Below are 12969 nucleotides of genomic sequence, written 5' to 3' on the forward strand. Positions count from 1 at the left end.
GGCGTGACCTGGGCTTTTTCCAACAGGCGGATCAGGCCCCAGGTACCGGAATAATCACCGAACAGCCGCTCGCCGGTATGTACGCTGGTCCAACTGAGGCTCACGCCGGGATAGTCACTACGCCCCGGCCAGCTGAAACGCTGCCAGCTCTCCTTCTGGTTGAAGTACTGGTGCTTGTCGCCGTTGAGGATGAAGGTGGTTTGCACCACATCGCGTACCGGTTTGCCTTGCAGCTCAAAGCTCAACCCCATACCGCCATCGGTGTAGAGCACATCGGCCAGGTCACTGAGCTGGTTGATGGCGCTCAGAAATTGCGGGTTGAAGCGCAGCCCTTGGCTGTGGCGCGGATCGGCGACCCAACGGCTACCCTCCTTGCGCAACACGCCGCTCAATTGCCGCTGCAAAAACTGCTCGATGCGGCCGGAGTCTGCGCGGATCATCTGGCCCAGCATCGGTAAGGACGCATCGCTGGCAGTGGCTGTAAACGGGTAGCGGCTGGCGAAAGCATCGTCCCAATGGCTGACGATCGAGCGTTGCCACTGGCTGTTGATCCCAGCGGCAGACGGTTGCAGGACGCGTTGCCAGGCGTGTTCCAGTGGTTGCACGAACAGCGTCTGCGCCGCCCCGCCCCACTCGGCCCCCAGGCTGGCGGCCATCAGGCTGCCGTAGGATTGAGTGTCGGTCAGGTCGATGCTCTTGCCTTGAAACACGGTTTGCGCCAGTGCCTGGGTCATTTCCAGCGGATCGGCCGCCGTGCTGACTTGCTGCAACTTGAGGCGTACCCGTGTTACCCGTGTGAGGAATGCCTGGAGGCTCAAGCCATCGGCGCCACTCTTGCCTTCGGGGCCTTTGCCCAGCAGCGCCAGCAACGGGCCGAAGGTTGCGTCCAAGGGGCTGCTGGGCAAGTGGCCAAGCTGGTCGATCACCGGGGCCTTGTCACGCCCGATCAGCTTTTGCGCGGACGTCACCAGTGAATCGCCCAGGGGTTGGGTTCGGGTACCGGCCTGCCCTTGGTAGGCCAACGTATTCATCAGCGCAATCAGCGGCGACTGGCGCACATCACTCATCAGCGTCAATTGGTCAATCACTTCGGCGAGGCTCCCGGCTTCCTGCCAGCGCAGGCTGTTGAGCAGATCCAGCCAGGCACTGGCGTAGTCCTGGAAGTACCGTTCGGTGAGCCGCTCGCGGAGCTGGTGCGGGCTCAAGCGGGTGTCGATGTCGGCGGGCTTGTCGCTGAGTACCCAGTCGATTTCCTCACGGCGGGCCTCGGCGATCTCGTCGATGGCTTGGCGCACCTGGCCCTCCCAGGCCTGGCGAGTGAATACGCCCGGCACGCTGGCAGCGGTGGAGAACAGGGCCGGGGCATCGGTGTCACCCACCAGTTGGTGAAGGCCCAGTTCCGGGTAGTGATTGGCGGCGTCATCAAGCAACTGTTGATACAGGCTGGCCTCGGCATTGCGTTGGCCCAACTGGCCGAGCAGCACCTGCCGGACTTGCGCGACCAACCTGGGGTCGGCCTGGATGCGCCAGCCAGGGTTCGCGGTCAGGTGTTCGCCATAGAACCGCCACAGGTTGGGCGCCAGGCTTTGCCATAGCCCAGGTGATACGCCTGTGCGTGTAGGCTCAACGTTGCTCAGGGTTGTAACCAGGAGACTGGCATCGGCTTTTTCCGGGCGCGCCATCATCAAATAGGCTTTGAGCTGGGCGTAGGCCTCTTGGGCACGTTCAGCACGCTCGGGGTTGTCCGGGGCCAGCTTGACCAGCGCGTTGAGCTGTCGGCGCAGCGTGGCGGCGGCCGGGTCGCGGATCAGGCGGTTGTTGGCCTCGACATAACGTGGCCACAGGGTTTCAAGCAGTGCTGGATTGTGGTTCAAGCCAAAGCGCTGGTACCACGGAGCGCCGCTCTGGACGCGATCATCCAGGCGCGCCAGCTCGCGGACCAACTCATTGAGGGCCTGGAGTTGTTCGTCACCTTGCGAGGAGTGTTGCAGGGCCGCAAGTGAGGTGTGTATCTGGGCGATCTGCGCGCGGTTGCTGACGAAAGACAGCAACAGTCCAGCTCCCCACAGCACGGCCAATCCCAATGCCAGCGCATAGGTGATGCGGGGTGCGCCCCAACCCAATCGACGGCCACTGGCCGCTTTATCGTTGAGAACGCCTTGCCAGGCCGTATTCACCGGCCAAAAGTGTTCAAGCGTGCTCTCAACAGGCACCACCGGCAGACTGAACCATAGGCCGCGCAAGGGTACACCGCGGGAAAACTCGCCCAATAGCGGCGCCAGTACCTGGCGCCAACGGGCAATGCCGTCGGCCTGTAAATCGCGGGAGAGCCGCAGGAGGAAGTCATGGGTCAGGGCATCGTGCATTTGCGCCAAGCCCGCGCGGCGCAAGGGGTCGAGTAAACTGTCCAGGCTGTTTTCTAGAATCAGGGGGGTGACACGTGATGGCAGCAGGCAGCCCACAGGCTGGCTATCGCGATCGTTCTGAGACCATGCACTGCCGCCCACCTGCCACAGGTGCAACGGCAACTGCCAACGCAACGCACGGGCCAGGGTTTGCAAACGACGGGCACCGGTGCTCATGGCGGCGGCATCGGTGCATTGGTCTTTGCTCAATGCCCAGACCACCCCATTGAGCGCACGCCTGCGGCACAGGCCACGCCACTGCAAGAGCAACGCTTCTTGCGGTTCGCCTTGGAGGCTGCCGGCCCACAGCAGCACGGTGCTATGCCCTTCCAGCCAATTTTCTTTAGTCAGACCCGGAGCGATGGCTGCAATCTGGGCAGGCTCACCCACTACCAAAAATAGACGGACTTTACGACGCCAGAAAAAACCGTATCGGTCACGTAATTGATCACGTAGTTCTGAAAAATCAACGCACGGCTGGCGAGGCAACTTCGTCTGCGCATCTGAAGGGGCGTAGACCTTATCCGCCTGTGCTTGTTCTCGGTGACTCTGTTTTTTTAGATGAGCCAACAAGCGTGGTGCAACATAGCCCACCACAGCGAGAGTGAAGACGAGTAAAAAAACCATTAATTTCTGCGCGTTCTCGATTAAACCTACCCGTTCACCGAACCTCCATACTCCCCATCCCAGCACGATTAAAAACGTGATGATCCATATTGTTGCCCCCACTAGGCGCCATGAATTTTTCCAAGCGTTCATGCCAACTCTCCCGTGGTAACAGTGCTAACCCAATGACCGGATTTTTCACCAACCAATACCAGCAACGGCTTACGCTGATGTCGAACCACCTCCACGCCAAGAGCGGTTACCAGCCAGTGACCGAGCGGCCCTGGCATCCCGCAAAGAGCCTCTTGAACCCACTGTTGCTCCACTTTGAGCGAAGCGCCATGAGCGCCCGCGGTAACAAGTATTTTGCTGGTCAATGGCTGCCAAGCCGCGTCGTCGGCCAATAAAGCGGGTGCCTCTTTGGCCGTGATTTGCGTTTGCAGCAGTAGTGGCAGTTCACTGTCCAGTCCATTGATGTCCAGTGGCATTGGCCGTAACAAACCAGCCGTTATCGGTAGTGCCAAAGCGTCTGCCAAGCGATCAGGGCATAGAAGCAACACGGCGAGCCCATCGGAGTACGTTTGCGCGCCATTAACCTGGAGAACCAGGACCAGCTCCATGGCCGTGCTGGCGGTTCTTAACGTGTCGTCGATCCAGCTGTACGACAACTCAGCCGACAGGGTGATTGTTGTAGGGAGCGTCATGCTTACTGTGGCGCACCACACCTGCTGCAACGCATCACGCAAGGTTTGGTATTGCGCGTCCCCCACATCGCTCAGCAGGGTCAGCCGTAGCTCCTGCCCCAACGGCAATGTCTTAAGTGCTGGCGCAACGGCCTGGATCAACATTTGCAGTCCATATCGAGCACGGTCGGGATGCGCAGGTAAGGCGGCGATCCGTCGTGCTCGCCCCGTACAGGGAGGCAAGCCAGACGAACCTTGAGCCAATAGGCTGGCAGACACGTCATCCGGCAGCAGCACACAACTGGCGGAAACAGCTATATAGCGTTGAGCCCAGGTCTGCCAGGATTGCTGCGCCTCTTGCGCCTGCTCCTCAAGAAACCGGTAATGGGCCAAGGCTCTACCATAGGTATAAGCACGAGCGCCGAACGCCAGTAGCCAGGTCAGCAAAGGCGAACCGGAAAATACCCAGATATTGAATGCACGCATTAACGGCATGGGCTCGGAAACATGCAGCAAGAACAGTAGTAAACCGGCAAGCACCGCCAAAACTGCCGCCCATAACCAACGTGACATCACCGGCGGCTCTGGCACATCGACCACAGCGGCGGCTTGACGAGCCCAGCCCATGACTAACCCACCTCGCAATCGGGCGCACTGGAGATCAACTCACAGCCGCACTTACAACGGCAGCCATTGACCACCATCTCCCGGTCTCCCTCAGCCCAGTCAGGGCACCCCTCGACGATCGGGTTAACGCCGTGCCCCGGCAGTGGGCAACGAACTTCGTCACCGACCAATGCCACTCGCTTGCCATTAACGATCATCGTGGACGAGGCCGATATGACTTCGCCGCCACCGGTAGTTTTATCTCCCAACAAGACAAATCCTTGCGACATAATCACGCACTCCATGAGCTATTGACTTGAGCGTTCAAAGTACTCAAGTGTTATGAATATTCCGATCAGTTAACGCCTTGGGAAGAGCAAGTCTCACTTACCCTCCGCAGCCAGGCGGATGGCTTGCAATTTACGAAAATTCGGTTTGGATCGACCGTCTGCCGCAACACTTCCATCGGGGTAAGTGAACGTTATAAAGCTGCCTACCTTATGTACCCTTGTTCCTTCTGAATTAACCAAAAAATCTGAATGCAGGATTGGCTCGAAATACACTCGGCGAGCTTGAGGTGCTTGATACTTGAGATAGGTGTTACCTCTTCCGGCCAGACTGATGCGTTTACTGTAGCCACTTAAAAAGTTCTCATGCAACCAAGGATAATATTCCTCGCCGATCGTCAAATCCCCGTCGACGATAATATCCGCTCCACCTCGTGGCGAATTGTTGTAGTCGAATATCACAACTACACCACCGCCTCCCCCAGCGATAACGTTTTCGCCATAACGTGAGGGCTCGGCAAAGACCACGCCAAAGGTCACATTCGCCAGATGCCAGCGGCACGCGCCCCCCCCATCCTTGGGCAGCTCAACTTGAAAAAGATCACTTTGCCCCTGGCGCTCAAACTCCTTGTAAACCGAATGGTGACCATCCCGTTCCGTGCGTTGGCCGCTGGCGCCGGTGCCGATACGCTTGCAGGTGGCCGAGCGATACATGACCCACATGGTTTCGGTTTTCAGTTCCTTGGGCAGTTTTACTGTTACGGTTATTTTTTCGCTGTCGGCAGGCGGGGCGAGGCTGTAGTCCTGACGGCAACCACTGAGGCCCACGAACAGGGCAATAAATGCAGCAGAATGACCAAGTTTCATTTGCCCTCCGCAGCTAGGCGGATGGCTTGCAGTTTGCGAAAATCAGGCGTGGAACGACCATCTGCCAAGACGCTTCCGTCGGGATAGATGAATGTTATAAAACTTCCTACCTTGTGCACTTTTGTTCCTTCAGAACTAACCAAGAAGTCTGAATGCAAAACTGGTTCGAAATATATCTGACGCGCTTGCAATGCCTGATAACTGACGTAAATATCACCTTTGCCTGCTAGCCTAATCTGTTTTCTATACCCCCCAAGAAATACTTCGCTCAACCACGGATAGTAGTCCCCCCTAATCGTCAGATTGCCCTCAACAATAATCGGCAACCCTGAACTTCTCATCGGGCGATTATTATCGAACTTCACCAAAATACCCCCTCTTCCACCAAACGTCACGTTTTCGCCAAATCGAGTCGGATCAACATAGGTAACACCAAACATCACATTGCTTATTCTCCATCGGCATGCACCACCACCATCTATTGGCAACTTTGCTTGATAGAGATCTGTTTGTCCTTGACGTTGCAGCTGTACGTCAATGCCATGACGTCCATCCAACTCGATACGTTGGCCACCAGCACCGTAAGTGACGCTTTTACACGTAGCTGAGCGGTACATAACCTCCAAGGTTTCGGTTTTCAGTTCCTTGGGCAGCTTTACTGTCACGGTTATTTTTTCGCTGTCGGCAGGCGGGGCAAGGCTGTATTCCTGGCCACACCCCGTGAGGTTAACGCTCAAGGCCATAAATACAGAAGGAGGAGATAGTCTCATTTACTCTTCCTGACTTGGCGAATTTCCTGCAACTTTAGAAATTTCGATCCCGGGCGGCCATCAGCCATCACACTTCCGTCGGGATAAATATACGTAACATAATTGCCCTCTTTCTTTTCCCTTACGCCAACCGAACGAAGTACGAAATCATCGTGCAGTATTGGCTCAAAATATACTTGGCGGGCCTGTAACGCCTGATATTTCAGATAAATACCCCCATCACCTAAAAGGCTGATGCGTTTTTTATAGCCGCCAAGAAAAGATTCGCTCACCCAAGGGTAATAATCCTTTTGGATCATCAAATCCCCATCGACTTCGATATCGGCTCCGCCACGTGGCGAATTGTTGTGGTCGAATATCACAACTACCCCTCCCCCCCCTCCAGCGATAACGTTTTCGCCATAACGTGAGGGATCGGCATAAACCACGCCAAAGGTCACATTTGCCAAATGCCAGCGGCATGCGCCGCCCCCATCCTTGGGCAACTCAACTTGATAAAGATCACTCTGCCCCTGACGCTCAAAATTCTTGTAAATCGAATGGTGGCCATCCCGTTCCGTGCGTTGGCCGCTGGCGCCCGTGCCGATACTTTTGCAGGTTGCCGAGCGGTACATCACCCACATGGTTTCGGTCTTCAGTTCCTTGGGCAGTTTTACTGTCACGGTTATTTTTTCGCTGTCGGCAGGCGGGGCAAGGCTATAGTCCTGGCGGCAACCACTGAGGCTGAAAAATAGCGCACCCAAAACGAAGGCGGACCGGAGAGCGCCGGTGTTGCCCTTTTGTGAGGCGATGGGCTTAACCATAGGTTTTCTCGTAATAGGCTTGTGGGTCGGCGATGGCATCGAAACGCTCCAGCGCCTCGGTGCCCCCTTCGGTTTGGTGTGTGACACGCAGGGCGCGGTCCACCAGACGCTGCAAGTCGAGGAAAATACGATTGCGGGTCAGTTCATCCTCGGGAATGCTGGCGCCGTGCTTCTCCATCTGCCGTTCAAACTTGCGTCGTCGTACCTGCCGCTCCAGCAATGGCTCGCGCTCGGGATTGATCGATTCCAGCAGTTGGTTGTGGATGTAGGGCTGGTACTGCGACATAAAGTGGTCGCCAATGCACAGCATCCGACCTACCGAAGTATTGCCGTAGCGCGGGAAAAACCGGGCGCGGCTCTCCGCGTCGAGGGATGTATTGAGGCGTTGGGTGGCTTGCTCGGCCTCTTGATCATTGGCCTCGCTCAGACTGGGAACCAGATACAGCTTGGCTTTTTCCGGAAGCTGGGCAGTGATGACACTGCGATAGGGTGTGCCATCCGGTTTGCGGTAAGCGGGGTATGGCGTGATTTCCTGCTGGCGGTGCTGTTCGGCCCTGAAGAACATGGCGATCTCGCCGTGATGGCTGAAGGGATCTTCATGCTTGAACACACTGCCGAGCGCGGCTTGACGCACAGACCAACTCAGCCCCATCAGCGTGCCCACCGGGCCGTAGACGTCATACAGATAGTTGTCCAGCGCGGCTTCGGGCGGCACCCGCGGGATAAGGTCTGTGTCGTTGACATGGCGAAAGTGCCAGAGGTCGCCCAAAAACTGCACGGCGTGGAGGGTAAACGTACGTGGCATGCCGTAGGTATAGAGCAGCGGGTTTTGTGCTTTCAGCGCCGCCGCATACACCAGCCCGAGAGCACCACCAAGACTGTGACCACAAATAAAGATTTGCTTATCTTCAGCTTCTTTAGGGATCACCTCTCCCAATTCCGTTGCATAAATCCTTCTAGCCACCTCATATGCATCGCGAAACCCCATATGCACACTGCCCACAGGAGTTAGATCGGCACAAGGAACCTTAGGCTCGCAATTAGCCACAACTTCCGGTTTTACAGGGCGAAAGGTTACATCGGTACTCAGATCAGCCAGCCCGTTCATTTCGGTACCGCGCCAAGCCACTAACACTTGGGATGCACTGATCGCGTAAAACAGCTGAGTATGGCCTTCCGGCGGATCCGCCTTTGCCGTGTCCAAGGGCTCGGCCGTTTTATAGCGGTCGTTGAAGGGAACGTCACTCACCAAACAGGGCCACCCCTGACCGTTATCAAGTACCCGCGGCGTACGCGACAAGTCCAGGCATTGCTGTTTAAAAAACTCTTCGACGGAACCCGTTTCATCTTTAGGCAGGGAGCTATATGCCAAAATGCTCATCAACCCCAGGTTGTAGGCATTGGCCAGGCTGTACTCAGACTGGTGGTGCAGGACCAGCGACCAAGCACGAAACGGACAGACTTCCAGTACATGTCGACAATCCAGTTCCCCACCGCTGACGGTGAAACCCTGGAACTTGCCATCGGGGAAGTGATAGGCGGGAAGTCTTTTGCTATCCGCCAAGGGCGGTTCAAAATCCGGCTCCTCATCGCACAGTTGGCCAATGCGCAGGTAGTGATATGGGTGACCCGCGGCGAGCGCCTTCTTCTCGATTGGCGAAAAGCCCGAGCGCTGCGGACCATACAATGGGGCTCGCTCCCCCACACCTGGCCGGGGCGGCTCGGCACGTTTGGCGCGCAAGCGACGGGTCTGCGACAGCTCGGCCAACGGGTTGGCCTCCATCAGCAGCGTGATGGGCAACGGATGCAGGCCGTCGATGCGTATCACGCCTTGTGCATCGCTACGGCCTACGAACTCGGGCATCAACTTCTCGCGAGTGGCCTCGTTAACCGCGCGATAAGGCAGGTTCGCCAGGGGATCGCCCTGCTCATCCAGTAACTGGAATTCAATCCAATGCTGTTTCTGTTTGCCGCAGATAACATCTTTGCGCGGGTTGAGCGTATCGGTACGGTGCGAGAAGTCGTTCATTTATCAACCCCTTCCCTGCCATCCCGCTCTATTACATTTGCGTTACGCCTTGCATCACATGCGGGAACGACCTGGCTACCATCGGCCAACTGGGTGTATTGAAGATATTCGGCTGTCCCCGTCGCGGTTTTCTTTATACAAAACACAACCTTGTGTGAATCAGTTGGACGATAGGCATCATTCAACCTAAACACGTAGGTTTTGTCGGCTTCCAATACCAATGGGTATTCATGGCTCCCATAACTCGCTAACGCCTCATATCCTGCCGGCGTAATACCATATGAAAAGCACTCGCCTGGCTTCAGCATTACCGGTGATGCACCCTCTTTAAGTGTCAGCGCCCACACACCTGTTTTATCAGCGTAACTTTCCGACAACGTCACCCACCCCACTGCAAGCGAGGCGACTGAATCATTGCGCAAACAAATGGCTGGTCGACCATTTAACGAAGCAATGTCCGCATACTCCTCATGCCCCAAAATTGTTGCATGCGCAGTCATTCCGCAAGCGCACAAAATAAAAAACATAACCAACTGATCAATTTTCATATTTATCTACATCCGTTGTTTGCGGAAAATTGGTCTTACTCGCAGGGTCAAGCAAAAGACTTTCAATTGTCTTTGCTAACAACACAGGACTTTTTGTCGAATTCGACGGATTCCAGACACTGCTCGGCTTCTGCAATACGCAAATCATGTAGTAATCGGACACAATCTCCCCCTGCTGCTCCATATTGTAATCGGAGAGCCCCCTGCCTTCCGTCAATTGATACTTATAAGCCTTAGCCCCCTTGCTGGTAACTTTCAATCCGGCGACTTTTACGTCATAGCCAAGTTGGTACTGCCAGACATGGGTCATTTCGTGCATGAATAGAGCCTTATCCCTAGGATCAGCGGTATCGGAAAAATCATCCCTATACAATCCCGTCTTCCTTGGGTAGTACATTTCACCGTTGGGGGTCACCGCGGTATTTTGGAAGTAACTGAAAAGCCACCATGGGCCGTGGTGAACGTTAACCCTTGTATAATCAATGGCGTCTTTAAAGAGGGTTCCAGCCATCGCAATTTCACCACGGGTCAAAGAACGTTTTCTGCCCTCAGGCAAAGAAACATCCTTTGTGGAACTCCCCACTTCTGTATCCGTAGTTGATATACCGCTTGACGCCAGATCAATTTCCACCGACTCGTGAACATTTTGCGCCGCACAACAGAGCGTCTTAATAGGTTCAGAAGGATAGAGTGTTATTTGTGTGATAGGTGTCGGCTGCTCAGTCGCGAAGCGTTGCGTATAACCCTTCGCATCTGTCACGCCCTCAAATATTCTTCCGTCTGCCAGAGTGGCAGAATACCTCAAATTACTTGCCAACTGACCATCCGGACCGAGCAGGCGAAGTTGCTCGTCATAAGTCACTGAATCAGGAAATTCAATCTTCAAGTCTCCCGGCAATAGGGTATGGACGCTCAACGTCTCGCCGTTTCTGTCGGTAACTCCGCTGAATACCTCACCTTGCTCAGTGGTTATCCGATAGTTTGTGAATGGCAACGGTGCCTGGGTTGCGTCTTTAAGGGTATAAACACCCGCGTAGCCGCCCGACAACTATGAGGTAGGCGTATCAAGGCTGGCACTGCCCAACTTTTGCACATGGGGTGCCTTAAAGTAGATGTTGCCAGGTGCACCCAGTTCTATATCGCCGCCCTTGAGGCGAATGTAGGCACCTGCGCATTTAAGCACCAGTTCTTGTGGAGCACTGATTTCTATTCGGCCCCCGATACTTTCAATATTGATATCGGTCTTTGCCTGCGCGTGGAGGCTGCTGCCCTGAGCGTGCAATTGGACTTTGCCTTTAGCCGCCTTGAGTCGCAGGTCGGCATTTTGGGCAAACACACTTATGCCCCCATCGGCGGCGGCAGTAATATCGTGCCCGGCACTGATATCAGTGTTGCCCCCAGCCATAATGCCCACGCTTTCCCCAACGGAAGACAGGCATAAGGCCCTGGGGCTGAGCACACCAATCCCGGCAGGGGCATGCAGCAGCACACCGGGTTGCAGTAACCCTGCAAGCCGCTCTTGCAGACCGATTTGGCTATGGGTGTCGCCGGGGGTCGCTTGAGCAATACTGGCTGCCTGGGCCATGGTGCGAGCTAACGACAACGCGCCCTCCAGTTGTGCAATGGCGGCCGCCATCTCCAGTTGTTCGCCTAGCGCCTGGCCTTGTTCATCGGCACTGATAAACAAGCCCTTCCCACCGCGAACCGCCCCCCAACCATCGGTACGCAGCTCAAACCCTTCGCCGCGCTTTTGCTTTCCGGCATCCACCAGATGGCCAAGGTTGAGCTGACTCTTGCCACTGTGCTCTGTACTGAGTTTGATGTGCTCCTGCCCGCGGGTATCATCCATGCGCAGTTTATTGTTGGCCGGGGTGCGCAGTACGTTGCGCCTGTCGTTGCGCAGGGTCACGTGGTCCACATGCTGGCTGTCGTGCAAGGCATGGGCGATGTAGGGCCGGTCCGGGTCGCCCTGTTCGAAGGCCACGGCCACTTCGGTGCCGGCAATCAGCGGTAAATGCAGGCCGTGGGTGTCGCCGGCGTAGGGTCGGGCCAGGCGTAGCCAGACGCTTTCTTCACCGGCCTTCCAGCTGTCGCGATCGAACAGGAAATTCACCCTGTAGCGCCCTTCCAGGTCGATATGGGCGTAGGGGTCGTTGGCCTGTGGGCTGGTGACGCGGGCCGGGACGGTGCCGGCGATCTGCGGCTTGGGTGGCACCGTTGGACGGAAGCACACCGTTTCTGAATAGGGTATCGCCTGAAAGGTGGCCTCAAAGCTTTGGTCGCGGGCAGCCTTGGTGGCCAGGCCGGTGATCACTGCGCCCGGCGTATAGGCCTGGGGGGCACCGCCGGAGACCTTGAGCACCTGGCCCGGCGCCAGGGTGGCGCTGCTGCTGGTGCCGCTGAGCTGTGTCTGCCCGTTCAGGTAGCGTTCGTGGCGCAGGCGCGCATAGAAGTAGCCGCTTTCGCTTTGCAGATCCTCGTCTTGATCCAGCCGGTCGCCGAGAGCAGTGTAAGGTTCGGCGTAGTGATAGGCCTCGCCGTAGGTGGTAGCCGCGCCTCGGCTCTGGTCGACTTCACCGCTCAGGTGGGCGCCGGCATCGCGGTGGTGGTAAGCCCGGAAATGCACCTGCTGCTCGACCACGGCGTGGCTCGATTGCAGTTGCCACACCGCATCCTGACCGCTGCTGCCCAGCCCGGATTGCGGGCGAAGCGGCAGCTCGATGTCGAACTGGTAGAGGCGTTGATCATCGCAGAACTCGACCACATCGATGCCCAGGCGCTCGTCGCTGGTGAAGCGGTACCAGATGCCGACCTCGGCGAGCAGCCGGGCGATAAAGTCCAGGTCGCTCTCGCCGTATTGCATGACCTGTTCGCGTTTGGGGTAGTCGCGTTTGACGCTGAACAGAAAGTCCTGGCCTTCCAAACCGTGGCGGCCGCGCAGAATGCTTTCGACGATTTCCGGCACTGATTGGTGCTGGTAGATACGGAACTGCCGGCCACGACCGAGCAGGGCCAAGCGCGGCTGCAAGGTGATCTCATAAGTAGCCTGGTCGTTGGAGCCGGACTGGCGCTTGAAACCGGTGACCACGCCATGCAGGGTGCGCAACGGTTTGACCTCCGGTGCGCTGAGCCCGGCGACCGGAAGCTTTTGCGGCGCGGCGTGCAGGCTGAAACTGGCGTCCTGGCCGAGCAGCGCTTCCGCAGCCAGATCACGTTCGGTGCTGGTGAACTCCACGCGATAGGTGAAGGGTTGGCTCAGGTTTTCTTGGCCTTCAAAGGCCAGGACATCGAGCCGGGCCTCAACGTTGCGCACACTCAGGGTGTGCCGACTGTGGTCGAAGAAATTTTGCAATCCGCTGGACATG

The 12969-nt window shown here is 56.7% G+C and carries 10 protein-coding genes; all 10 read right to left on the minus strand.

The genetic code is table 11. The features are described from left to right. A partial coding sequence (locus BFQ04_RS19880; RefSeq protein ID WP_256544595.1) for an ImcF-related family protein occupies window positions 1-3164 on the minus strand: 3164 nt, incomplete at its 3' end. Continuing rightward, entirely contained in the window at window positions 3161-4321 is a 1161-nt protein-coding gene (locus tag BFQ04_RS19885) for a hypothetical protein (protein ID WP_256544596.1), read from the minus strand. The genes BFQ04_RS19880 and BFQ04_RS19885, both read right to left, overlap by 4 nt. 2 nt (window positions 4322-4323) lie before the next feature. Then, on the minus strand, window positions 4324-4605 hold the full coding sequence (locus BFQ04_RS19890; protein WP_371914525.1) for a PAAR domain-containing protein: 282 nt from the start codon (window positions 4603-4605) through the stop codon (window positions 4324-4326). 78 nt (window positions 4606-4683) lie between these two features. After that, window positions 4684-5454, minus strand: coding sequence for a hypothetical protein (locus BFQ04_RS19895; protein WP_065952227.1), 771 nt, complete (start codon window positions 5452-5454; stop codon window positions 4684-4686). Further along, window positions 5451-6224, minus strand: a complete 774-nt coding sequence (locus BFQ04_RS19900) for a hypothetical protein (protein ID WP_083218019.1) — start codon at window positions 6222-6224, stop codon at window positions 5451-5453. The genes BFQ04_RS19895 and BFQ04_RS19900 overlap by 4 nt, the downstream gene beginning before the upstream one ends. Next, window positions 6221-7027 (minus strand): hypothetical protein, encoded by an 807-nt coding sequence (locus BFQ04_RS19905; protein ID WP_065952229.1) that lies wholly within the window; start codon window positions 7025-7027, stop codon window positions 6221-6223. Before BFQ04_RS19905 ends, BFQ04_RS19900 begins: the two co-directional genes overlap by 4 nt. After that, complete coding sequence (locus BFQ04_RS19910) at window positions 7020-9056, minus strand: lipase family protein (protein WP_065952230.1); 2037 nt, start codon at window positions 9054-9056, stop codon at window positions 7020-7022. Before BFQ04_RS19910 ends, BFQ04_RS19905 begins: the two co-directional genes overlap by 8 nt. Then, window positions 9053-9604, minus strand: coding sequence for a hypothetical protein (locus tag BFQ04_RS29420; RefSeq protein ID WP_139111946.1), 552 nt, complete (start codon window positions 9602-9604; stop codon window positions 9053-9055). The genes BFQ04_RS19910 and BFQ04_RS29420 overlap by 4 nt, the downstream gene beginning before the upstream one ends. After that, window positions 9594-10520: a hypothetical protein gene (locus BFQ04_RS28775; protein ID WP_139111947.1), complete on the minus strand. Its 927-nt coding sequence runs from the start codon at window positions 10518-10520 to the stop codon at window positions 9594-9596. The genes BFQ04_RS29420 and BFQ04_RS28775 overlap by 11 nt, the downstream gene beginning before the upstream one ends. A gap of 132 nt (window positions 10521-10652) precedes the next feature. Beyond that, the gene (locus BFQ04_RS19915) at window positions 10653-12968 is read right to left on the minus strand and encodes a type VI secretion system Vgr family protein (protein ID WP_083218021.1); all 2316 of its coding nucleotides are present in this window, start codon (window positions 12966-12968) and stop codon (window positions 10653-10655) included. Window position 12969: the final 1 nt, after the last annotated feature.

The organism is Pseudomonas sp. 37 R 15, assembly GCF_900004865.1.
Taxonomy (GTDB): Bacteria; Pseudomonadota; Gammaproteobacteria; order Pseudomonadales; family Pseudomonadaceae; genus Aquipseudomonas; species Aquipseudomonas fluorescens_AM.